23 protein-coding genes and 1 rRNA gene are annotated in these 22,850 nt (G+C 67.3%); 9 read left to right on the top strand and 15 right to left on the bottom strand.

The genetic code is table 11. From position 1 onward, the window contains the following. Positions 1 to 387 (bottom strand): 16S ribosomal RNA (locus E6G92_13135); the annotation flags it as partial. A gap of 726 nt (positions 388 to 1,113) precedes the next feature. Between E6G92_13135 and E6G92_13130 the strand changes: the two genes are divergently transcribed. Further along, a complete protein-coding gene (locus E6G92_13130) occupies positions 1,114 to 2,664 on the top strand; it encodes a lipopolysaccharide biosynthesis protein (GenBank protein TMJ20630.1) in 1,551 nt (516 codons plus the stop codon). Here the strand turns inward: E6G92_13130 and E6G92_13125 are convergent. Further along, positions 2,652 to 3,080, bottom strand: coding sequence for a CBS domain-containing protein (locus E6G92_13125; GenBank protein TMJ20629.1), 429 nt, complete (start codon positions 3,078 to 3,080; stop codon positions 2,652 to 2,654). The two genes, E6G92_13130 and E6G92_13125, sit on opposite strands and share 13 nt — an antisense overlap. A gap of 71 nt (positions 3,081 to 3,151) precedes the next feature. On the opposite strand from E6G92_13125, the gene E6G92_13120 reads away from it, so the two are divergent. Then, a complete protein-coding gene (locus tag E6G92_13120; GenBank protein ID TMJ20628.1) occupies positions 3,152 to 3,469 on the top strand; it encodes a hypothetical protein in 318 nt (105 codons plus the stop codon). Then, a complete protein-coding gene (locus tag E6G92_13115) occupies positions 3,450 to 3,827 on the top strand; it encodes an acyl-CoA thioesterase (GenBank protein TMJ20627.1) in 378 nt (125 codons plus the stop codon). Before E6G92_13120 ends, E6G92_13115 begins: the two co-directional genes overlap by 20 nt. 259 nt (positions 3,828 to 4,086) lie before the next feature. Here the strand turns inward: E6G92_13115 and E6G92_13110 are convergent, their stop codons facing one another. From E6G92_13110 to E6G92_13070, 9 genes are all read right to left on the bottom strand, one after another. Further along, the gene (locus E6G92_13110; GenBank protein ID TMJ20626.1) at positions 4,087 to 4,371 is read right to left on the bottom strand and encodes a fucose-binding lectin protein; all 285 of its coding nucleotides are present in this window, start codon (positions 4,369 to 4,371) and stop codon (positions 4,087 to 4,089) included. 213 nt (positions 4,372 to 4,584) lie between these two features. Then, positions 4,585 to 4,887: a fucose-binding lectin protein gene (locus E6G92_13105; protein ID TMJ20625.1), complete on the bottom strand. Its 303-nt coding sequence runs from the start codon at positions 4,885 to 4,887 to the stop codon at positions 4,585 to 4,587. Between the two features lie 286 nt (positions 4,888 to 5,173). Further along, on the bottom strand, positions 5,174 to 6,733 hold the full coding sequence (locus E6G92_13100) for a hypothetical protein (protein ID TMJ20624.1): 1,560 nt from the start codon (positions 6,731 to 6,733) through the stop codon (positions 5,174 to 5,176). An 8-nt stretch (positions 6,734 to 6,741) separates the two neighbouring features. After that, the gene (locus E6G92_13095) at positions 6,742 to 8,145 is read right to left on the bottom strand and encodes a DUF4139 domain-containing protein (GenBank protein ID TMJ20623.1); all 1,404 of its coding nucleotides are present in this window, start codon (positions 8,143 to 8,145) and stop codon (positions 6,742 to 6,744) included. Positions 8,146 to 8,221: 76 nt separating this feature from the next. After that, positions 8,222 to 8,851: a DUF4167 domain-containing protein gene (locus E6G92_13090; GenBank protein ID TMJ20622.1), complete on the bottom strand. Its 630-nt coding sequence runs from the start codon at positions 8,849 to 8,851 to the stop codon at positions 8,222 to 8,224. A gap of 252 nt (positions 8,852 to 9,103) precedes the next feature. Beyond that, positions 9,104 to 10,009, bottom strand: coding sequence for a peptide chain release factor N(5)-glutamine methyltransferase (gene prmC, locus E6G92_13085; protein ID TMJ20833.1), 906 nt, complete (start codon positions 10,007 to 10,009; stop codon positions 9,104 to 9,106). A gap of 25 nt (positions 10,010 to 10,034) precedes the next feature. Next, entirely contained in the window at positions 10,035 to 11,111 is a 1,077-nt protein-coding gene (gene prfA / locus E6G92_13080) for a peptide chain release factor 1 (GenBank protein ID TMJ20621.1), read from the bottom strand. Next, positions 11,108 to 12,436: a histidine--tRNA ligase gene (locus E6G92_13075; GenBank protein ID TMJ20620.1), complete on the bottom strand. Its 1,329-nt coding sequence runs from the start codon at positions 12,434 to 12,436 to the stop codon at positions 11,108 to 11,110. The genes prfA and E6G92_13075 overlap by 4 nt, the downstream gene beginning before the upstream one ends. Beyond that, positions 12,393 to 13,094, bottom strand: coding sequence for a hypothetical protein (locus E6G92_13070; protein ID TMJ20619.1), 702 nt, complete (start codon positions 13,092 to 13,094; stop codon positions 12,393 to 12,395). Before E6G92_13070 ends, E6G92_13075 begins: the two co-directional genes overlap by 44 nt. A 65-nt stretch (positions 13,095 to 13,159) precedes the next feature. Here E6G92_13070 and E6G92_13065 point away from each other — a divergent pair, with 65 nt between their 5' ends. The 3 genes from E6G92_13065 (at position 13,160) to E6G92_13055 (ending at position 17,378) form a co-directional block, all read left to right on the top strand. Further along, entirely contained in the window at positions 13,160 to 13,687 is a 528-nt protein-coding gene (locus tag E6G92_13065) for an inorganic diphosphatase (GenBank protein TMJ20618.1), read from the top strand. Between the two features lie 242 nt (positions 13,688 to 13,929). Further along, complete coding sequence (locus E6G92_13060) at positions 13,930 to 15,843, top strand: M61 family metallopeptidase (protein ID TMJ20617.1); 1,914 nt, start codon at positions 13,930 to 13,932, stop codon at positions 15,841 to 15,843. A gap of 8 nt (positions 15,844 to 15,851) precedes the next feature. After that, positions 15,852 to 17,378: an amidase gene (locus E6G92_13055; GenBank protein ID TMJ20616.1), complete on the top strand. Its 1,527-nt coding sequence runs from the start codon at positions 15,852 to 15,854 to the stop codon at positions 17,376 to 17,378. 183 nt (positions 17,379 to 17,561) lie between these two features. On the opposite strand, the gene E6G92_13050 is transcribed toward E6G92_13055, so the two are convergent. Together E6G92_13050 and E6G92_13045 are read right to left on the bottom strand one after the other, a co-directional pair. Then, entirely contained in the window at positions 17,562 to 17,912 is a 351-nt protein-coding gene (locus E6G92_13050; protein TMJ20615.1) for a TfoX/Sxy family protein, read from the bottom strand. After that, on the bottom strand, positions 17,909 to 18,223 hold the full coding sequence (locus E6G92_13045; protein ID TMJ20614.1) for a multidrug efflux SMR transporter: 315 nt from the start codon (positions 18,221 to 18,223) through the stop codon (positions 17,909 to 17,911). The genes E6G92_13050 and E6G92_13045 overlap by 4 nt, the downstream gene beginning before the upstream one ends. 45 nt (positions 18,224 to 18,268) lie before the next feature. Here E6G92_13045 and E6G92_13040 point away from each other — a divergent pair, with 45 nt between their 5' ends. Then, entirely contained in the window at positions 18,269 to 18,919 is a 651-nt protein-coding gene (locus tag E6G92_13040) for a DUF1345 domain-containing protein (GenBank protein TMJ20613.1), read from the top strand. A 149-nt stretch (positions 18,920 to 19,068) separates the two neighbouring features. On the opposite strand, the gene E6G92_13035 is transcribed toward E6G92_13040, so the two are convergent. Beyond that, the gene (locus E6G92_13035; protein ID TMJ20612.1) at positions 19,069 to 19,965 is read right to left on the bottom strand and encodes a DMT family transporter; all 897 of its coding nucleotides are present in this window, start codon (positions 19,963 to 19,965) and stop codon (positions 19,069 to 19,071) included. An 80-nt stretch (positions 19,966 to 20,045) separates the two neighbouring features. Between E6G92_13035 and E6G92_13030 the strand changes: the two genes are divergently transcribed. Both E6G92_13030 and E6G92_13025 read left to right on the top strand, forming a co-directional pair. Beyond that, the gene (locus tag E6G92_13030; GenBank protein TMJ20611.1) at positions 20,046 to 20,471 is read left to right on the top strand and encodes a hypothetical protein; all 426 of its coding nucleotides are present in this window, start codon (positions 20,046 to 20,048) and stop codon (positions 20,469 to 20,471) included. Positions 20,472 to 20,584: 113 nt separating this feature from the next. Next, the gene (locus E6G92_13025) at positions 20,585 to 21,445 is read left to right on the top strand and encodes a DUF1906 domain-containing protein (GenBank protein TMJ20610.1); all 861 of its coding nucleotides are present in this window, start codon (positions 20,585 to 20,587) and stop codon (positions 21,443 to 21,445) included. Positions 21,446 to 21,457: 12 nt separating this feature from the next. Here the strand turns inward: E6G92_13025 and ispG are convergent, their stop codons facing one another. Continuing rightward, positions 21,458 to 22,582 (bottom strand): flavodoxin-dependent (E)-4-hydroxy-3-methylbut-2-enyl-diphosphate synthase, encoded by a 1,125-nt coding sequence (ispG, locus tag E6G92_13020; protein ID TMJ20609.1) that lies wholly within the window; start codon positions 22,580 to 22,582, stop codon positions 21,458 to 21,460. Between the last annotated feature and the right edge of the window lie 268 nt (positions 22,583 to 22,850).

The following is a 22,850-nucleotide window of genomic DNA, read 5'->3' as shown; positions in this document are numbered from 1 at the left end:
GGCCTTCATCACTCACGCGGCATTGCTGGATCAGGCTTTCGCCCATTGTCCAATATTCCCCACTGCTGCCTCCCGTAGGAGTCTGGGCCGTGTCTCAGTCCCAGTGTGGCTGATCATCCTCTCAGACCAGCTAAGGATCGTCGCCTTGGTGAGCCTTTACCTCACCAACTAGCTAATCCTACGCGGGCTCATCCCTGGGCGATAAATCTTTGGACCGAAGTCATTATACGGTATTAGCAGTCATTTCTAACTGTTATTCCGTACCCAAGGGCAGATTCCCACGCGTTACGCACCCGTGCGCCACTAGACCCGAAGGTCTCGTTCGACTTGCATGTGTTAGGCATGCCGCCAGCGTTCGTTCTGAGCCAGAATCAAACTCTCAAGTTTATGTCCGACCCAAGCGCCCCGAGGGAAAACCCGGAGCAATTAGGGCCGGCTTTCAAGGAGCCGTTCCTGCACTTCACATATACTGTGGATATGTAACGAGACATGTAAAACCGATCGCTGGAGCAAGCCCCGTACGATCAGTCCATGGAACGGCTTGGCTTTAACCGATCATCCAGCGCCTTGAAGCCGCTGGCGACCGGGGCCGCCGCCCACATGTCCCTTCATCTAAACCTACAATGTCAAAGAGCCGACGCGTTTCCCCTTCCCGTTTTGATCCGGGACACCGGGTTTCGGTTAAGAGAGACGCAAACGGGTCGGGCAGAAGCCCTGCCCCGTCGGTGAACGGCCATATATGGAGGAGGCTTTCCCCCGTCAATGGCTTTTTTTCGAAAAGTTCCCGGCGATATGGCGTGGCCGATTTGGCCCCGACGATCGCCGCGAAAGGATGCGCCGGCGACGAACCCGAAGGTCCAAGGCCGGCCCGTCCGTTCGAGCCTTTCGAAAAGCGAAACCGGCGTGGAAGCCGGCTCCGTCACCAAGCCTATTTGGGGAGGCTTTCGCCGCCCTTCAAGGCTTCGCGGATAGATTTTCAAAGATTCCAATGACTTGCCGCGACGCGGCTTGCCACTGGAGGGCGCCATATGGTCGGCCCGGCGGCGCCCGTCAACCCCTCGAATCGCGCCTCCTCAATGGGGACTTAACGCTTTGCGGCTAACGAGCCGGCACATGGACGCGCTTCCCCAGCAGACGGCCGACGCCGCCGATCCCGCCCCGTCGCAGGCGACGGGCGAGCCCGGCCCCGCGACGCCGGGCGCGGCGGGCTTCTCGGCGCGGGTGCGATCGGGCGTGCTGTGGAAATCGGGCAGCCAGCTGGTCGGCCAGCTGATCGCCTGGACATCGACCTTCCTCGTCATCCGGATGCTGACGCCCGCCGACTACGGCCTGTTGGCGATGACCGGCGTGGTGCTCACCTTCCTCGACCTGTTCAACGGCTGGGGATTCGCAAGCTCGCTGGTGCGCGACGAGCGGACCGACAGGCACAAGATCGGCCAGGCGTTCGGCATGCTGATCCTGATGAACGCCGCACTCGCCGCCGCGCAGCTCGCGGCCGCGCCGTTCGCCGCCGCCTATTTCCACCAGCCGCTGGTGGCGACCCTGCTCAGCGTCCAGGCGCTCTTCTACCTCGCCAACCCGTTCAACGCGCTCGGCCATGCGCTGCTGATGCGCCGGCTCGAGTTCAAGCGCCAGGCGCGGGTCAACCTCACCGCCGCGGTGCTGAGCGCGCTGACCGCGGTCGCCTGCGCGATCGCCGGCCTCGGCGTATGGACGCTGGTGGCGGCGCCCGGAATGCTCTGGTTCGCGCGCGCGGCGGGCTACGTCCACGCGGCGAAGATCTGGGAGATCCGCCCGCGATTCGCCTTCGCGGGCGCGTCCGAGATGCTCGGCTACGGAGCGGCGATGATCGCCGTCCAGGCCTGCTGGTTCGTCCAGAGCCAGGCCGACATATTCATCGCCGGCGGCCGATTCGATCCGCACACGCTCGGAATCTACACGACCGGCCTGTTCGTGACCCAGATCGTCGCCTCCAAGTTCGTGCCGCCGCTGAACGAGGTGGCCTTCGCCGCTTATTCGCGGATCCAGGCGCGGCCGGACATGATCCAGCACGCCTTCCTTAAGTCGATCCGGCTGATCATGCTGGTCGCTTTGCCCTTCTATTTCGGACTTGCGGTGACCGCGGGGCCCTTGGTCGCCGCCTTGCTCGGCTGGAAGTGGACTCAGGCCGCGCCGATCGTCCCCATGCTGTCGATGGCCATGGCGATGATGACCCTTCAGATCCTGTTCGCGCCCGCCTCCAACGCGCTCGGCCATCCGCGCATGGCGGTGAAGACCGGGTTGGTCGGCGCGGTGCTGATGCCGGTCCTCTTCCTGATCGGCGTGCATTGGGGGAGCATGGGGCTGGCCTTCGCCTGGCTCGGCGGGATGACCTTGCTTCTGATCGCCACGGTCGAGCTGTCGCTGCCGGTGATCGGAATCACCCGCTCCGCCCTGCTCGGCGCCGCCGCTCCGGGATTCGCGGCGTCGGGGATCATGGCCGGGATCGTCTGGGCGGTGGACACCCGGCTGCTGCCGGAGCTCGACGCGCTTACCCGCCTGTCGCTGCTCGTCGCGATCGGCGCGGGGGCTTATGCGGCGCTTCTGATCGTCTTCGAGCGAAGGGTGGTCGAGGAGGTGCTGGCCCTCGTCCGCCCGAATCGGACGGCGGCTCAGACGCTCTGAATATAGTTGAGCATCGCCGCCGCCTCGGCCTCGATCTTGTCCATGCGGAACTTGACCAGGTCGCCGATCGACACCAGCCCGACCATCGCCTCGCCCTCGACCACCGGCAGGTGGCGGATTCGCCGGCGGGTCATCAGCGACAGAGCGCTCATGATCTCGGTCGACGGGGTGACGGTGATCGCCGGCGCGGTCATGATTCGCTCGACCGTCCAATCGAGGATTCCCGCCCCGTCGCTCTGCAGCCGGTAAATGATGTCGCGCTCGGACATGATCCCGGCGATCGCGCCGCCTCGGGTCACCGGCAGGGCGCCGATCCGGCGCTCGGCGAGGAGGGCGACCGCGTCGCGCACCGACGTGTCGCCGCTAATGGTCAGCACTTCGCTGCCCTTGCTCTGGAGGATGTCCGCGATCGTCATGATTCTCCCTTTCGGCTCGAAGCGACTCGGGGTCCCTTGATGATCCCAGAAGCGAAGGCCAAAGGGAAGCCATGCCTCGACACGATCCTCTCCCGCTGCGCCGGCCGCCGAATTACGAAGGCGCGGCGGAGGCGTGGAAGCGCTACAAGCGGACGATGCGCTGGATGGCGCTCCTCGCTTTGGTCTGCGTCCTTCTGTCGCTGATCTATCTCAAGAGCTTCGGCGATCCGGTGCCGATCCACATGGTGATCGCAACGATCGCGGGCGTCGGTCTCACCGTGCTCGTCGGCACCGGCCTGATGGGCCTCATTTTTCTCTCCAACCGGACCGGGCACGACGAAGAGGCCGGCCGCAACGACTGGAACGACGATGACCGAAGCGAGAGGTGAGCCGACCCTGAGGGTCGTGCCGGGCCCGTCCGACATCAACGCCAACGGCCACATCTTCGGCGGCTGGGTGCTCAGCCAGATGGACATCGCCGCCGGAATCATCGCCAGCCGCGAGGCGGACGGGCCGGTGGCGACCGTGGCGATCGACGCGATGAACTTCCTCGAGCCGATCCTGCTGCGCGACGTCATCTCCGTCTATGCGCGGGTCGAGCGAATCGGCCGCACCTCGCTCGGCATCCGGATCGACGTGATCGCCAGCCGGGAGCGCGGCACGCGCGAGGTCAAGGTCACCGAAGGCCTGTTCACCTTCGTCGCCCTCGACGAGAATCACCGGCCGAGGCCGGTGAAGCGCGCCTAGGGTCGGTTCGTCGGCCTAAGATCCGGACTCGATTAGAAAATCGAGACGCGGTGGTCTGATTTTGGGAGTCATCCCGGCGAAGACCGGGACCCATGAACACAGGCCATCGAGGATATGCTCGGCTACGGGCTTGCATTTGCCCGTCCGAGTTCATGGGTCCCGGCCTTCGCCGGGATGACTCCAAATTGTGCGCAATCCGTCGAAGCCAATTGAGGCTGCCCGAGAGAAGAGAACCGGGCGAGCCGCGCGCGGCCGGCGATCAGCCCGGATATTTGCCCTTCGTCCACCCGACGCCTTCGTCGAGGCTCCATTCGACGCACTTGCCCTCGAACGAGCAATAGACCCGGACGTGATATCCGTTCTGCTGCCAGCAGGTCGCCGAGACGTGGTCCCCCGGCTGGTTGAACGAGCCGGCGAACCAGCCGCCGGGGCCATCGAGGCACATCTCGGTCACCTTGTAGCCGTCGCTGGAATAGACCCGGATGTGCAGATTGCCCGCCTCGTCGAACCAACTCACCGCAGCCGTCTGGAAACTATTGCTCATGCCTTGTCCTCGCCTGATTGCCGGGCCGCAGTTCGGCTCCGCAACAAGCTGAGGTCATGATCCGGAGGCGAATGCAAACGCCTTCTGTCGACGACGCGCGAGAAAGGTGGCCGGGGCTCGATCAGTTGATACTGAACCGCTCATCCCGAGGAGGGACCGAGCTTGTGCTTCGATACGGCATTGAGCCTGGCGAAGACGCGTATCGAAGGACGCTCATTCCGTGGTGTAGGCGCCCTGATACCAGCCGCCGCCCTGGTCGATGCACCATTCGGCGGTCTTGTCCTGGGCCGTGCAATAGACCCGGATCGACAGGCCCCCGCTTCCCTGCCACGCGGTCGCCGAGACGCTGGCGCCGGGCTGGGCGAAGGAGCCGGTGTACCAGCCGTTGCCGTCCCAGCAGCGCTCGATCACGTTGTAGCCGTCGGTCGAATATACCCGGATGTGAACCTGGCCCTGATTGTCGAGCCAGTTCACCGAAGCGGTCCCGACCGGATAATTCGGATTGTCCTGCGCCATATCATCTCCCCTCGCTGAAGGCCGGCCGCACCCCGACTCGGCCCGTAGGGAGAGATTAGGCGGGGATCGTTACGCCGCCAACATTCGCCTCGCACCCGCCGGCAAGGCGCGCTCGCGAAGCGGATCGCAAAAGCCCTCCCCCTTGATGGGGGAGGGTTGAGTGGGGGTGGAGTTGATGAAGGTCTGTGTCCCTGCGGATAGTCCACCCCTCCTCGGGGCCCCTCCCCCATCGAGGGAAGGGGAACCCGTTCGCGCGCCCCCCAATTTGGCGAACGCAACGGGGCGCCTATTCCTCCTCGGGCATGATCAGGCGATAGCGCAGGCTTACGTTGCCGTTGGCGGGGACCGTGACCGTCCACAGCGGATGCCCGTTGCGCCGGCCGAGGCGCGAGGACGGGCGGAAGCTCGGACCGGAATCCGCGAACTCGGCCTCGAAGCGGACCGCGGCCGAATGATCGTTGGTGACCAGCAACACATAGTCGCGGCGCCCCTTCCCGCGCTCGACGGAGGTGAGCTCAGTCCTGACCCCGCCCATCTCGCCAAGCTCGATGTCGACGTCCTGCCCGACCGCGAGATCCTCCACCGTGCCCTGACCGAGCAGGATCGGGCGGCCCTCGCCGGCCGCGAACAGGACCATCTGGCCGGCCGGCAGCGGCAGCCCGAGCCCCTGCCGCTCCCGGTTGCGGGTGACGAGGACCAGGGTCGCGGGCTGGGGTTCGGCGTCGCTGCCGTCGAAGAACCCGACATGCCGGCGGTAGACGAGATCGGCCTCTACCGAATCGCGGTGGAGCAGAGCGACCTGCTTCTGCCCGTTGGCGGCGACGGTGACCGGCTCCGGAATCCGGTAGAGCTTGACGTCGCCCAAGGCTTCAAGCTCGGCATTCACCACGGTGACCGGAGCCGCGGATTGGAGATTGGCGCGCCGAACCCGCGAACCGGTTACGGTGATCGCTTCGCCGGCGAAGTCCGCCGAAAGCGGGGCCGGAGGCGGGGGTAGACTGTTGAGAATGTCGCTCGTCGTTCCTTGCGGCCAGCATTGCAGGTTGAGCGGGCCGCCTTCGCGCGGCTGGATCCGGATCGGCTCGCGGTTGAGGCGCCCGGCGACGGCCGCGGCATCGGCGTCGGGGAAGCTCGTCTCGTCGTTGCTCGCGAGGGTAAGCCAGGCGAAGAGCTGGAGGTGGCGGCCGTCCTCGTCGAGATTGGCGATATAATTGGCCTGCCAGTCGAAGCCGCTGGCGAGATAGGAGAGCGTGACGGTCGCCGTCACCGAACCGGACGAACGGGCGCGAACCGACAAGGTCGGCCGCGCCGAAAGGCCCTGCGGCACCGAATCGTAGATCAAAGTTTCATTGAGACCGGTGCAGCGCAGCGATTCGAAGCCGTCCGCCGTCTGGAGCACGACCGCTCCGTTCGCGCTGCTTCGGATGATCGCCTCGGTCTCCCTCACCGCGCCGGTCGCCCGCGACGTCCGCCGGATCGTCACGCGCCGGCCGAGCGATCGGTCGAGCAGCGTTGCCGGCGACAGCAGATAAGCGTCGCGGTTGCGCTCGATCAGCCCTTCCGGAAGGCCGGTGACGATCGCGCTTTGCGGGATGATGCCGCCGGCGACGCCTTCGAAGCGGATTTCGGATTCGCCCGGTTCCAGCGTGATCTGTCGGGTCTCGCTGATCAGGGCGTAGCCGTTCAGCCAGTTGAGATTGAAGGCGTCGCCGGGCCCGCGATTCGGATCGCGATAGACGGTGACGGCGACGTGGCCGGGACCGGGGGAAGTCACGACCCGCTGGGCCTCTGCCGCTGCCGGACAGGCAGCGAGCGCGAGCAACAAAGCGTGGGCCAGCCGGCGCATCGGCGGGCTCAGTACCTGGTGTCGAAGGTCGCCGTGACGCTCGCCTCGCCATTGGCCGGGACGGTGACGTGCCACAAAGTATCGTCCGCGGACCCGCGCTGGCTCGGCTGGCTTTCCTGGAGAATGCGCGTGTCGGCCCACAGGCCCGCCTGGATCAGGTCGACGGTCACAGGGACGGGCGTGGCGTTGGTCAGCGTGTAGCGCATCGTCGTTCGGAAGCGAACGTCGGAGACGCGCTCGCGCCGCTCCACGACCGGATGGACCTTGACGTCGAACGCCTGACCCGTGCTGAGCCCGATCGCCGATCCCATCGGGGTGTGGCCGATCGGGCTTTCGCCGACGAATTGCGGATTGCCCCGAGCGTCGCGCTGATAGACGCGGACCGTGCCGGCCGGGAGCGCGTCGCCCAGGCCCTGCTCGCGCGCGCTGGAGAAGCGAAGCACGCTATTGGCGCTTTCCGGCTGGTCGGTCGTGTGCATCCAGGCGTTGCGATATTCGTAGGCCCGGCTCGCCGGCGAATTGTGGACGTCGAGGAAGCTCACCTGCTTGGTCTGCTGGTTGGCGATCGTCGTCCGCTCGGGGAGCGGATAGAGGTAGAAATCGCCCAGCCGCTCGCGGTCCGCGGTCTCAGTGCCCGCCTGCCGGAGCGGCGCGGTCGCGCCGCGCCGCGCCGGGTAGGGCTGCGGCTGGCCCATCACTCCGACGGCGCCGGCGACGAGCAGCACGTTGGCGTTGGTGTAGGGCGTTCCGCTGCTGTTGGTCAGAGTGATCCAGCCCTGGACGTCCATCCGCCCTGCGCCCTCGTCGAACAGGGCGACATAGTCGGCGCTCCAGCCGAGGCCGGGGGTAAGGTAGGTGAGGGTCAGCGGCCGCCGCCCGGCGGCCTCGCTCTGCACGGTGACCGAAAGGGTCGGGCGCGCGCGCAGATTCTCCGGCACCCGGTCGAAGATCACCCGAACCGGCAGCCCGTCGTCGCGAAGCACCTCGATCCGCTCGCCGATCTGGAGGACGACGCCGCCGTTCGCGGCGAGCACCCGGGCGCGCTCGCGGGTCTCGGCGCCGGTCGCGGGATTGACCCGCACCAGCGTGACCGTCTCGCCGACCGCCTTCTGCATCAGCGCCTGGGGCGAGAGCAGGTCGAAATCGAAATTCTGCTCGACGATTCCGATGCCGTCGCCGGTCAGGGTCACCGTCTCCGGGCGGATCTGGGCGGAAACGTCGGGAAATTCCTGGCGCGAGCGGCCCGAGGGGATGGCGAGCTGGCGCCGGTCCTGCACCAAAGCCAGATTGTTGTTGTAGATGGTCACCGCGACCTCGCCCTGCGCGCTCTGCGAAGGCGGCGGAATCTCGGCGCTGATCTGGGCGAGCGCGGAGCTTGCGAAGAGGGCCGACAGCAGAAAGACCGAACGCATCAGGACGCTTCCCTCATTGTTTGAGGGGAAGCGTCCTACAGTGCGGGTTACAGGTCAATGAACAATGCGCCCGGCCTTACGCCGCGGGAGCGATGTCCTCGTCATTGTCGCGCGGTCGGCGCGGACGGCGGACGCGGGGCGCTCGGGGCGCTTCGGCCTCGCCTTCCTCGTTCGCCGGCGAGATGGCCGGCGGGAGCACGTCGAGCGCGATACGCTCCTCGTCGCCTTCCTCGCGCTCCGGCCGGCGCTCGCGCCGCGGGCGCGTTCGATATTCGCCGTTGCGGGCGTCGCGGCGAGGCTCTTCCTGGCGAGGCTCTTCCCGGCGGGGCTCTTCGCGCACCTGAGACTCGTTGTCCTCGTCGTCGCGGTCGGAGGAGTCGCGGGAGCCTTCGGCCTCCTGGTCCTGATCCTCGTCATCGTCCTGATAGTCGTCGCGCGTGCGGCGCTGCTCCTCGAAGCGGGAGCGGCTCTCGTTCAGGACGCGGAAGTAATGATCCGCATATTGAAGGTAATATTCGGTCTGGACGCGATCGCCGCCCATCTGGGCGTCGCGGGCGAGGCCCTTATATTTTTCGAGCAGCTGGGCCGCGTTGCCGCGCTGCCGGTTGTCCTGGCGGTTGCCCGGATTGGGGTTGGCGCCCGGCGGACGACCGCCGCCGCTGCCGCCGCGGCCGCGCCTGCGGCCGCCCTGACGATTGTTGATCAAACGAAAATCCTTACCAAGCGAGTGCTATTGCCCCACGTTGCAGCCGGGCCTGTCCCGGCCTCCTTGTCTTGCGCGACCCGGGAGGCGAGCGCCGCATGCAGCGCCAGCCACCACTTCCGAAACCGCCTCTTCGCAAGCGACCAAGCCATCGGGGGTCGGCGACGTCAGGCCTTCACGCATCCGCTGCTGTGCTTGGCCCCGTCCCTGCGCCCTATGTAGACAGCGAAATACGGAAATCCAAGGAAAAAAGTCTTATTCTGGATCAACGCTCAAGACGAGGCATCGAGCGATCCCTTTAAGGTCCATGCGTGACTCTATCGTGAATCCCTCCGCCGCCATCAGCGCGCTCACCGCGCTTTCCTGCCCGGCGCCGATCTCGAGGCAGACGATTCCGCCGGGCGCGAGAAGGGCGCGAAACTGCGGCGCGAGGAGCCGGTAGCAATCGAGCCCGTCGGGCCCCGCATAGAGCGCGGCATCGGGCTCATAGCGCGCGACATCGGGCGGAAGGTCGGCCCCCGCTTCGACATAAGGCGGGTTGCAGAGGATGAGGTCGAAGCGCTCGGCGATCGCTTCGCCCCAGTCGCCGAGGCGGAATTCCGCGCGCGCATCGCCGTTTCGGCGGGCATAGGCCAGAGCGGCGGGCGACCCGTCGACGCCGAGCCCGCTCGCCTCGGGCCACTGGTCGAGCGCGGCGAGCAGCAACGTGCCCGGCCCGGTGCCGAGATCGAGGATCCGGCGCGGCCCGGCCTTTCCGAACCGCACCACCGCCGCCTCGATCAGGGCCTCGCTGTCCGGGCGCGGGATGAGCACGCCGGGGCCGACCTCCAGCGCGATCGTCCAGAAGGCGCGGCGGCCGGTGATGTAGGCGACCGGTTCGTGGGCGAGGCGGCGGTCGAGGAGCGCGGCGAAGGAGGCAGGGACGGAATCGTCCAGGCGGCGGAGCAGCAGCGTCTCGCGCTCGATTCCCAGTGCGTGGGCCATCAGCAGCTCGGCATCGAGACGGGGCGTGTCACTGACCGCGGCAAGGCGGGCCGCGCCGTCGGCGAGGACGCGGCGGACAAGCCCCTCCCCTTGATGGGGAGGGGTTGGGGTGGGGTGAACGTCAATGAAGGGCGGGGTCTTTCCGGAGACTCCACCCCCACCCAAACCCTCCCCCATCGAGGGGGAGGGCTTCTTGGGCTGCTCAGCTCTCATCCAGGCTCGCCAGCCGCTCGGCCTCGTCCTCGGAGCTCAATGCCGAGATCAGCTCGTCGAGCTGGCCTTCGAGGATTTCGGGGAGGCGGTGGAGGGTGAGGTTGATTCGGTGGTCGGTCACCCGCCCTTGCGGGAAATTGTAGGTGCGGATGCGCTCCGAGCGGTCGCCCGAGCCGACCATCGACTTGCGCGCTCCGGCCCGCTCGCTGGCCAGCCGCTCGCGCTCCAGCTCGTAGAGGCGGGTGCGAAGCACTTTCAGCGCCTTGGCCTTGTTCTTGTGCTGCGATTTCTCGTCCTGCTGGATGACGACGAGGCCCGTGGGCAAATGGGTGATCCGCACCGCGCTGTCGGTGGTGTTGACCGACTGGCCGCCGGGGCCCGACGAGCGGTAAACATCGATCCTGAGGTCCTTGTCGTCGATCTGGACGTCGACATCCTCCGCCTCGGGCAGGACTGCGACGGTCGCCGCGGAGGTATGGATTCGCCCGCCGCTCTCCGTCACCGGCACGCGCTGGACGCGGTGGACTCCGCTTTCGAACTTCAGCCGAGCGAACACCCCCTGGCCGGAGACCGAGGCGATCGCTTCCTTGAAGCCGCCGACCTCGGACTGGCTGGCGGAGATCATCTCGAAGCGCCAGCCGCGATTTTCGGCGTAGCGCTGGTACATGCGCAAAAGGTCGCCGGCGAAGAGGGCCGCCTCGTCTCCGCCGGTACCGGCGCGGATCTCGAGCATCGCCGCGCGCTCGTCGGCGGCGTCGCGCGGAAGCAGCTTCAGCGCCAGCGCGCGCTCGGCCTCGGGCAGCTGCGTCTGGAGCGCCGCCATCTCCTCCTGCGCCATGTCGCGTATCTCGGGGCTCGGATCGGCGAGCATCTCCTGGATCACCTCGATTTCGGCCCGGATCCGCCGGACCTCCCGCGCAGCCTCGGCGACGGGCAAGATCTCGGCATAATCCTTGGACAGGCGCACGAAGGTCTCGGCCGCGAGATCGGGCGCCGACATCGCCTGCTGCAGCTCTTCCTTGCGCGCCTCGATGGCGGCGATCCGTTCGGCCGAGAAAGGAGTCATGACGCGCCGAGAAACGCCGCAAGGCCGGCAAAGGGCACGTCGCGCTGCTCCCCGCTCGCGAGATTCTTGACCGTGGCGCCGCCGCGGGCGAGCTCGTCGTCGCCGATCAGCACCGCGTGCCGGGCGCCGCTGGCGCCGGCCTTCTGCATCCGCCGCTTGAGGTTGCCGCGAAAGGCCATGTCGCAAACCAGCCCGGCGCCGCGCAGCGCGGCGATCAGCGTCGTCGATTCCGCCATGGCCGCCTCGCCCATCGGCACCAAGGCGGCGTCGATCCCCGAGGCCTCGGGCATGTCGAGCAGCATCGCCATCCGCTCGATCCCCGCCGCCCAGCCGACCGCCGGGGTCGACGGGCCGCCCATGCTCTCGATCAGCCCGTCATAGCGGCCGCCGCCGACCACCTGGGCCTGGGCGCCGAGATCGCTCGTGACATATTCGAACGTGGTGTGCCGGTAATAATCGAGGCCGCGCACGAGCCGCGCGTCGCGGGTCCATTTGACCCCGATCCGGTCGAGCCCGGCGGTGACCGCGCCGAACACGTCCGCGGCTTCCTGGGTCAGGAAATCGTCGATCACCGGGGCGCTGTCGACGACCGGGAAATCCTGGTGCTGCTTGGAATCGAGGATCCTCAGCGGGTTCTTCTCGAGCCGCTCGCGGCTTTCGTTGGAAAGATCGGCCTCGCGCGCCGCGAAATGCTCGACCAGGGCCGCGCGCCAGGCCTCGCGAGTCGCCGGATCGCCGAGCGTGTTGATCCTGAGCTCGACGCGATCCGCAAGGCCGAGCTCGCCGAGCAATTGCGCGGCCATGGCGATCAGCTCGACATCGGCGGCGGGCTCGGCGGCGCCGATGATCTCCGCGTCGAGCTGGTGGAACTGGCGGAAGCGGCCCTTTTGCGGGCGCTCGTAGCGGAAGGCCGCGCCCCAGGTGGCGACCTTCATCGGCGTATATTGCTGCCAGCCGTCGGAGATGAAGGCGCGGCAGATTCCGGCGGTGAATTCAGGGCGCAAGGTCAGGCTCTCGCCGCCGCGGTCCAGAAACGTGTACATCTCCTTGGAGACGACGTCGGTGGTCTCGCCGAGCGATCGGGCGAACACCTCGGTCGCCTCGAACACCGGCACCTCGATATGCTGGAAGGCGTAGAGCCGGCGCACCCGATCGAACGCGTCGACGACGCGGTGGAATCGGTCCGCCTCCTCGCCGATCATGTCCTGGGTTCCCCGGACCTTCTGCGGACCCTTGCTCACAAGGCGGCCACTTAGCAGTTTTGGGTCGCTTGGGAACCGCTCAGGATTTGCGCGCGAGCCAGGCCTCTTTCTGCGCCTCGGCATCGGCGTTGGTAATCACCCGCTCGTGGATATGGCCGACCTCCCAGGACAGAGCATGGTCGACATGGACCTTGACCCCGGCGTCGGTCAGCTCGCGGAAGAAGGAGACGTCCTCGCCCATCCGCGCGTTCGTGCCCGGCAGCAATTTGCGGTCGAACGGCGCCCATTGATCCCAGCCGACGCCCTGCTCCACATGCGCCTTCACCTGGTGGAGGACGTTCATGTCCATCAGGCAGAAGGCGAGGCCGACGTGCCAGACCTCCTCGACCTCGCGCGCCGCCGCCTTGGCCTTGGTCGTCCAGACATATTCCATCTCGCCCGCCGCGTTCAGCTTGACCGCGACCGGGCCGGTGGGATCGGCGCGGCGCGGCTGGTTGCAGCCGACGACCGGCAATTTGTGGGCGAGCAGGCGAAGCAGAGCGTCGCGCGGGAACACATGATCGCTGTCGAGCCACAGCAGGTAGCGCGCCTGCCACTGGATCGCGCTTTTGAGCAATTCGGTGCGGCTCAGCGGCAAGTCGGACGACGAGACCGAGAAGATCTCGATCTCCAGCCTCGGGTCCTGCCGGGGCCCCAGGCTGTGGGCGATCATCCGCGCCAGGCTGATCGCGAAATCGCCCTTGGTGTCGCCGTAGCGGGGAATGCAGATCGCTATTTTCATCGCCCCGCCTCATGCAACGCCGCGGCGTGACTCGCAACAGCGGCCAGTGTAGGGCGCGCGCCATCATGAACATCGATCTCATCCCCGCGGGCGACCAGCCGCCCGGGCGAATCAACGTGGTCATCGAAGTGCCGCTCGGCGGCGAGCCGGTGAAATACGAGTTCGACAAGAAATCGGGCGCGATCTTCGTCGACCGCATCCTCCACACCCCGATGCGCTATCCGGCCAATTACGGCTTCGTACCTCACACTTTGGGCGAGGACGGCGACCCGCTCGACGCTCTGGTCATCGCCCGCTCGCCGCTGATCCCCGGCTGCGTGATCCGGGTTCGCCCGGTCGGCGTGCTGCTGATGGACGACGACAAGGGCGGCGACGAGAAACTGATCACCGTGCCGGTCGATTCGACCTTCCCTTATTATTCGGACGTCGACGAGGCGGACGATCTGCCGCCGATCGTCAAGCAGCAGGTCGAGCATTTCTTCACCCACTATAAGGACCTCGAGCCCGGCAAATGGGCCAAGCTCAACGGCTGGGGCGGCCGCGAGGTCGCCGAGCGGTTCATCATGGAGGCGATCGAGCGGGCCAAGGGGTAGGCGCGGTCGCCGTTGAGGGGCTCGGAAGACTCCCTCTCCCTCGTTCCCCGGCGAAGGCCGGGGCCCAGGAGCCGGAGGCTTTTTCTCCACCTTTACGCCCGAGTCCGGCTCGCGCCGGCCTGGACCCCGGCCTTCGCCGGGGAACGGGGGAGAGGTTATGCTCCGCGCGAACCCCCCAACCCTCTGGACGATGGCTCGGCCGAGGTTTTAGAGAGGCCGCGCCTTCTCTCGGAGTCCGCCCCATGCGTCTCGTCCTGCTCGCCGCCGCCGCCTGCATCGCCATGCCCGCCCTCGCCCAGGTCGGCACGGCAATTCCCCAGCCGCTGCCGATGGAAGCCGCCATGCCCGCGCCGCGCGACGTGCCTTATCCCGGTACCTTGCGCCTCGAGGTCGACGCCAGCGACACCAGCCGCGGCATCTACCGGGTCGTCGAAACGATCCCCGTCGCCGGACCGGGGCCGCTGACCCTGCTCTATCCGGAATGGCTTCCGGGCAATCACGGACCGCGCGGACCGATCAACTCGATCGCCGGCCTTCGGATCACCGCCAACGGCCGCCCCGTCGAGTGGCGGCGCGATTCCTCCTACGTCTACGCCTTCCACGTCGACGTGCCCGAGGGCGCCCGATCGCTGCGCGTCGAATTCCAGCATCTCTCGCCGACCGATCCCGGCCAGGGCCGGGTGACGATGACCCCCAACATGCTGAACCTGCAATGGGAGAAGATGTCGCTCTACCCGGCCGGCTATTTCACCCGCGGAATCCCGATCGAGGCGGTCGTCGCCTATCCCGCCGGCTGGAGCGCGGCGACCTCGCTCGACGTCGCCGCCAGAGCCGGCAACCGCCTGACCTATCGCACCGTGCCCTACGAGACCCTGGTCGACTCCCCGGTCTTCGCCGGGCGCTATTACCGGCGCGAGCGGCTGACCGAGAACATCAACCTCAACCTGTTTGCCGACGAACCGGGCGACCTCGCCGCGACTCCCGAGCAGATCGCCATCCACCGCCGCGCCGCCGAGCAGGAAGTCAAATTGTTCGGCACGGTCCATTTCGACGAGTACGAATATCTCGTCGCGCTGACCGACGAGCTCGGCGGGATCGGGCTCGAGCATCTGCGCTCGTCCGAGAACAGCCACCCGCGCGACTATTTCACCGACTGGAATTCGGGCTCGGCGGGACGCGACCTCCTGACCCACGAGTTCACCCATAGCTGGAACGGCAAGTACCGCCGCCCGGCGGACCTGTGGACGCCCAATTACAACGTGCCGATGCGCGACAGCCTGCTCTGGGTCTACGAGGGGCAGACGCAATTCTGGGGCAATATCCTCGCCGCGCGCTCCGGCCTGATGCCGACCGCCGACGTGCTCGACGAGCTCGCGCGCACCGCCGCCTTCTACGACACCCTTCCCGGCCGCTCCTGGCGCCCGCTGATCGACACGACCAACGACCCGATCGTCCAGGCGCGCCGCTCGCAGCCCTGGCCGAGCTGGATGCGCGGCGAGGATTATTATTCGGAAGGCATGCTGATCTGGCTCGAGGTGGATGCCCGGCTTCGACAGCTTAGCGGCGGCCGCCGCTCGATGAACGATTTCGCCCGCGCCTTCTTCGGCGTGAACCCGGGCGATCAGGGCGTCGCCACCTACACTTTCGACGACGTCGTCGCGACCCTCAACGCAATCGCGCCCTTCGACTGGGCGGCCTACCTCCACGAGCGCGTGGACCGGGTCCGCCCGCATGCGCCGCTCGATTGGATCGCCGCCGGCGGCTACCGGCTGGTCTATCGCGACACGCCTTCGGCTTACTTCAAGTCGCGCGAGAAGGACCGCAAGATCCTCGATCTCACCTTCAGCGTCGGAGCGGTGATCGGCGAGGGCGGGCGGATCAGCGGAGTGGCCTGGGATTCGCCGATGTTCGACGTCGGCGCCACCGCGGGGGCGACGATCGTCGCGGTGGGCGGCGAGCAATATTCCAACGACCTGTTCCGCCGCGCCATCGCCGCCGCCCACACCAGCCGCGATCCGATCCGCCTGCTGATCAAGCGCGGCGACCGCTATCGCGAGGTCGCGCTCGATTATCATGACGGGCTTCGCTATCCAGCGCTGGAGCGGGTGGGGACCGGGCCCTCGGGCCTCGACGCGTTGCTCGCGCCGCTGCCATAGGGGGACTTATGCCGCGCATCTTTTTGTTGGCCGCTGCCCTGCTGGCCGGAGTCTCGACCATGTCTTCAGGTCAGCAACCGGACAGCGCCGAGACTCAGACCCGCGAGGCGTTGCGCCGGATCGAGCAACTCAACCCCCGCGTCAACGCGGTGCTGGCTGTCGATCCGACGGCGCTCGATCAGGCGCGCGCGCTCGACCGCAACCGGCGCGCGCGCGGGCCGCTGTTCGGAATGCCGATCCTGATCAAGGACAATATCGAGACTCTGGGGCCGCTTCCGACCACCGCCGGAAGCCTCGCGCTCGCCGGCAACGTCACCGACCGCGACGCGCCTTTGGTCGCCCGGCTGCGCGCGGCGGGGGCGGTGATCCTTGGCAAGACCAACCTTTCGGAATGGGCCAACATCCGCTCCAACAACTCGATCTCCGGCTGGAGCGCGGTCGGCGGCCAGACTCGCAACCCGCACGCGCTCAATCGCAATCCCTGCGGCTCCTCCTCCGGCAGCGGCGCCGCGGTGGCCGCGGGAATGGTGCCGGCGGCGATCGGCACCGAGACCGACGGATCGATCACCTGCCCGTCGGCGATCAACGGCATCGTCGGCTTCAAGCCGACCGTGGGCCTGGTCAGCCGCAGCCGGGTCGTTCCGATCAGCCACAGCCAGGACACGCCGGGGCCGATGACCCGCTATGTGCGCGACGCCGCGCTGGTGCTGAGCGCGATCGCCGGAAGCGACCCGGCCGACCCGGCAACCGTCGAGGCCGACGCCCGGCGGACCGATTACGCCGCCGCCCTCGACGCCCATTCGCTGCGCGGCGCCCGGATCGGGGTGATGCGCTTCGCCTCGGGCTTCGGCACCAACGCCGCCCTCGACGAGGCTCTGGCCGTGCTTCGCGCGCAGGGCGCGGTGCTCGTCGACATCGCCGAATTTCCCGGTCGCCAGGAGATCGGCCGCAACGAGCTCGTCGTCCTGATGGCCGAGCTCAAGGCCGATTTGAACGCCTATCTCGCCACCACCGCGCCGGCCGTTCGCAGCCGAACGCTCGCCGATCTGATCGTCTTCAACCGCGCCCATGCGGAGGAGGAGCTGTCGCTGTTCGGCCAGGAGCTGTTCGAGCAGGCCGAGGCGACCGCGGGCCTCGACGAGGCCTACCGGACCGCCCGGGCGACCAGCCTTCGCCTCACCGGGGCGGAGGGGATCGACCGGGTGTTGCGCGAGCATAACCTCGTTGCCCTCGTCGGCCCGACCATGCCGCCGGCATGGCCGATCGACGCGGTCAACGGCGACCAGATTTCGGGCGGCGGAGCGGGCGCCCTCGCCGCTGTCGCCGGCTATCCGCACCTGACCGTCCCGATGGGCCAGGTCCGCGGCCTTCCCGTCGGCCTGTCCTTCATCGGCGCCAAATGGGACGACGCGCGGATCCTCTCGCTCGGCTATGCCTATGAGCAGGCCTCGCATCGCATCGTCGAGCCGAGATTCCTGCCGTCGATCGAGGAGAGCCCGGAGATCGCCCCGCATTTGCGGCCGCACCGGCCCTAGCGCGGAATCCGATCGGGCTGCACATGCTGTTCCCAGGCGAAGGCCGGGGCCCAGGCCCGGCGCTCGCCGGGCCCGGACGCGACGGCCTTGCGAAAAGCCTCCGGCTCCTGGAGGTCCCATCAAAGTACGACTTTGATGGGGGCCCTTTCGCCGGGGAACGATTCAGGCTGATCGGTTTCGAGGCTAGCGCTTCTTTCGGGTCGAGGCGGCGCGGGTTCCGGCCTCGCGGCCGAGGCTCGCCCAGCGCCGCATCGCCTCCGCGTCGTCATAGACGTCGCTCGGGGCGCTGCGATAGTTCATCGTCTCGGTCCGGCCGTCCTTGGCCCTGAAGGTGAAGCGGCCGCAACCTTCGCCGTCCCAGACCGCGTCTGTCTCGCCATCCGACTTGAACCAGATTTCGCTCTCGTCGAGCACCGCGAAGATTACGCCGTCGAGATAGAGCACGGCAGCGCCCATCATTCTGCGCATGGTGACGGGCCCCATCGGCTCCAGCGCCTCCTCCACCCAGGCGTAGAGGCCCTCGTCCACGCTCAAACGGTGAGCCTCAGCCCGGCGATGCAGGCGACCAGCGCGAAGATCAGCATCACGCGCACCGTCGTCGCCGGCTCGCCGAAGAACCAGATGCCGACGATCACCGTTCCGAGCGCTCCGATCCCGCCCCACACCGCATAGGCCGTCCCCATCGGGATCGTCCGCGCCGCATATTCGAGCAGCCCCATCGAGATCGCCACCGAGACGAGGAAGGCGAGCGTCCAGGGCAGGTTCCGGAAGCCGTCGACGAAGCGCAGCGAAGTGGTGAAGCCGACCTCGAAGCAGCCGCCTATGATGAGGAGAAGCCACGCCATGCGAAAGGATTAGCGGGGGCGGAGCGGCCGCGCTACCGTAACGACATGGCAAAGACGATCGGCAACCGGATTGCTCCGGCCAGGTTCATCCTCTTCGTGCTGGTGCTGCTCGTCGCCGCGCCGCTCGCCGCGGTCGCGCTGGGCGACCTGGTCGACGACCCGCTCCGGCAGGCGGCGGCCAAGGGCCTGATGCTCGGCTTCGACCTTGCCGCCGGCCTCTTCCTCGCCTCCTGCCTGCCGCTGCTCAGGACGGGCGATACCGAGACGATCCGCGCCCATGCGGCGGCCAACGATGCCAACCGGGCGATGCTTCTGGCGATCACCCTCGCCGTGCTCGCGGCCATCCTTGCCGCCGTGGCGGCGGAGACCGCGGGGGCCGAAGGGATAGGCTTCAAGACCAAGCTGCTGATCGTCGGCACGCTGCTCACCGCCTGGCTGTTCGCCAACACGGTCTACGCGCTCCATTACGCCCATCTCGACGTCACCGAGGGCGGGATCGATTTCCCGCCGGCGACTGAGCCGGCGCGCTACCTCGATTACGCCTATTTCGCCTTCACCCTGGGAATGACCTTCCAGACCTCCGACGTGGCGATCAGCTCGCAGCGGGTGCGCGACGTCGTGACCATGCACTGCCTGGGCGCCTTCGTCTTCAACCTCGGAATCCTCGCCTTCACGATCAACGTGCTGGGGGGATAGACTGTATCGACAGTCGGTACGACTAACTCCCTCTCCCATGGGGAGAGGGTCGGGGTGAGGGGATCCGGCGTCCGCGCATAATCAGGAACTCCGTAAACCCCCCACCCTACCCTCCCCCTCAGGGGGAGGGATTGAGAGGCTGATGTCAGCTAGACCCCCGTCGCCGGATCGGTCGCCCGGCTGCGCCGCGCGGCGATCAGGCAGGCGACGACGATCATCGCCGCTCCGAACACCGTCAATGGCCGCACCGGCTCGGCGAAGATCAGCACGCCGAAGGTCGCCGCCCAGATGAAGGCGGTATATTCGACCGGTGCGAGATATTGCGCCTCGGCCCGGGCATAGGCCCAGGAGAGCAGGATCAGCGAGGCGAAGGCCAGCGCCGCGGCGCCTCCGATCGCCGGCAACTCGCTCGCCGGCGGGATTTCCGCGAGTAAGGGCGCCGCGAGCATGAAGCCGCTGGTCATGATCAGGCTCATGAAGAAGGCGATCTCGATCGGGCGGGCGACCTGCGCCTGCTGGCGCATCAGGATGATGTTGTAGGCATAAAGGCCCGCGGAGCAGAGGATCGAGAGCGAGCCCTGAAGCGCCTCCGGCCCCAGCGCCGCCTCGGCCTGGGCCGCGAGGATGACGACCACTCCGGCGAAGCCGAGCATCGAGGCATAGATCGCGCGGCGCTCGATCTTCTCCTTGAGGATCAGGGCGGCAAGAAACAGGGCGATCAGCGGGGCGACGAAGGCGAGCGCCACGCCATGGGCGAGCGGAACCCGCGCGAGGCCCCAGAAGAAGGTCAGCGCCATGACCACCGAAAGCGATCCGCGGATGAGATGGAGTCGAAGCACTGCGCGCGCGGGCCAGGGCGTTCGAGTCGCCAGGAAGACCAATCCGCCGAAGACCGCGCCGGCCATCGTCCGCCACAGCAGCGCGTTGTAGGTCCCGAGCGCGAGCGCGAGATGCTTCATCAGCGCGTCCATCCCCGAGAACAGGGCGATTGCGACGGTGGCCACCGCGAAGGCGACGGGAACGGAGGATTTCTGCGCAGCGCTCAACGTGGCTTCCCGCTCTGGACCTGCCCGCCCACTCGCCTAAAACCGGGCCAGTGCGAAGCGAATTCGTTGGGAGACCGGCAATGACGTTCCTGTTCCTCGCCTTGCTCCTCGCGCCCGAGGTTTCCGCGTCCGTCCTGCCCACCAATATCGAGGATCCGGCCGCCCTCGCCAGGCTGCGCGGCAATAGCGGCATCACGCTGCAATGGATCGGGTGGGAACGGCGCGGCCGCCTGACCGTCACGGAGCGGGGCGGGCGGGTCCACCTCGCGGGCTCCCAGGCCGGCAACGGCGGACGGCTGACCATCGACGGCGACGTGTCGGGCATCGGCCGCGACAGCCTGACCTTCCACGGCCGAATCGTCATCACCGATACGCCCGATCGGGGCCGCGAATGCGTGCGCGACGGGATCTACGAATTCCGGGTCGTCGGCCGCCGCCGCTACTGGCGCCTTCAGCAGATGGAGGAGTGCGACGGGCTGACGGACTATGTCGACATCTACTTCTGAGGGCCGGGATCTTCCGGATCGCCGACCGTCTTGCGGCATTGCCAATATACCCGCGATCCCGGAAGATGCGGCGACCGACTCGTCGGTGATTTTCCAGCAAGGGGAGGCGCGGCATGGAGCATGTGGTCGACGCGAGCGTCAACGTGACCAAGGCGCTGAGTTGCTTCAAGGCAAACGGAATCAACACCGTCATCCGCTATTACAACCGCGACATGACTCGAAAGGTCATCCGGACGGAAGAATTCAATGCCGTCCTTGCCTCGGGTCTTTCCCTGTGCATCGTTCACCAGCGCGGCGGCCGCGATCCCGCCGAATATGGGGCGAAGAACGGGACGCTCGATGCGGCGCATTGCCGCAAATACGGCCATGATCTCGGCCAGCCGGCAGGAAGCGGCATCTATTTCGCGGTCGATTTCGACATATCGAGCGCAGACCTCACCCGGTTTGTCGTGCCCTATTTCGAAGCCGTCCGCGCCGAAATGGCCAACGGCGCGGCGCTCCCATCCTACCGAATCGGCGTCTACGGATCCGGCCTGACGTGCCGAACGATCCTCGACAAGGGCCTTGCCGATTTCACCTGGCTTTCGCAGTCGCGGGGCTTTCGGGAGACGCCGCAGTTCCGCGCATCGAATCGCTGGAACATGCTGCAATTGATGCCCGACACGCTGTGCGGAGTCGGCGTCGATCCCGACATCGTCAACCCGGGCATGAAGGACTTCGGCCAGTTCAGCGCGGCCGGCAACGCCGCTTCCGGCGGGACCGGGCACGCCGGCCTGCCGCGGTTTCGAGTGATCGCGCGCGACGGTCTTCGCCTGCGCAGCGGTCCGGGCGTCGAATTCCCGCAACTGCGCCTGCTCGCGCTCGGCACCCTCCTCACGGAGATCCGGCGGCAGGGCGATTGGTCCTTCGTCGACACCAATGGCGACGGCCCTCTCGACGGGGCGGTGCACAACGGGTTCCTCGAACCGGCTTAGATTGCGGAACGGCTATTCCGCGGCGCGCGCAGCTTCGGGATTGGCGGCCTCGATCTCGGCCGCCTTAGCCTCGACCAAAGCGACGATATGGTCGATCATCTCCGCGTCCTGGACGTGGTGATCGGTGAGGCCCGACAAATAGACCATGTGCTTCCCGTTGCCGCCGCCGGTGATTCCGATGTCGGTCTCGCGCGCCTCGCCTGGCCCGTTGACGACGCAGCCGAGCACGGAGAGCGACATCGGCGTTCGGATATGGCCGAGCCGCTCCTCCAGCTTTTCCACCGTTCGGATCACGTCGAAGCCTTGGCGCGCGCAGGACGGGCAGGAGACGACCCGCACGCCGCGGTTGCGGATTCCGAGGCTCTTGAGGATCTCGAAGCCCGCTCGGACCTCCTCCTCCGGCTCGGCCGAGAGCGAGACCCGGATCGTGTCGCCGATCCCGGCCCAGAGCAGTGAGCCGATGCCGATCGCGCTCTTCACCGTTCCGCCGCGAAGGCCCCCGGCCTCGGTGATTCCGAGGTGCAGGGGGCAATCGACCGCGCCGGCGAGCTGCTGGTAGGCGGCGACCGCGAGGAACACGTCGCTGGCCTTCACCGCCACCTTGTATTCGCGGAAATCGTGGTCCTCGAGGATCCGGATATGGTCGAGCGCGCTCTCGACCAGAGCCTCGGGGCAGGGCTCGCCATATTTTTCGAGCAGGTCGCGCTCGAGGCTCCCGGCATTGACGCCGATGCGCATCGAGCAGCCGTTGGCCTTGGCGGCATTGACCACCTCGCGCACCCGCTCGGCCGAGCCGATATTGCCGGGATTGATCCTCAGGCACGCGGCGCCCGCATCTGCCGCTTCGAGCGCGCGCTTGTAGTGAAAATGGATGTCGGCGACGATCGGCACCCGCGCGGCGCGGACGATTGCCCTAAGCGCCGCGGTGCTCTCGGCATCCGGGCAGGAGACCCGGACGATATCGGCCCCGGCCTCCTCGCAGCGGCGGATCTGGTCGATCGTGCCCTTGACGTCGGCGGTGACCGTGTTGGTCATCGTCTGCACGGTGACGGGCGCGTCGCCGCCGACCGGCACGGCGCCGACCATGATCTGCCGCGACTCGCGCCGCTCAATATCTCTCCAGGGCCTTACGGACATGGCGCGGATATAGGCGCTGGCGGGGCCGAGATCAAAGCTGGGGTCCGTACTTAATTGGAAGTCGCTTCACCGTTGCGATAAAGGGGAGTCATCCCGGCGAAGGCCGGGACCCATGCACTCAGGGCGCGCAGAAAGAGGCTGGCAAGCCTTCACCTCTCCTCACCCGGCCGTGTTCATGGGTCCCGGCCTTCGGGGTCCCCGCAAAGTACTACTTTGCGGGGTGCCCCTTCGCCGGGATGACTCTGAATTGCTCGCCAATCCGGGCAAG

This window comes from Alphaproteobacteria bacterium, assembly GCA_005883305.1.
Classification (GTDB): domain Bacteria; phylum Pseudomonadota; class Alphaproteobacteria; order Sphingomonadales; family Sphingomonadaceae; genus Allosphingosinicella.
Note: the sequence above shows the minus strand (reverse complement) of the source record. Positions and strands in the feature narration are given on the sequence as shown.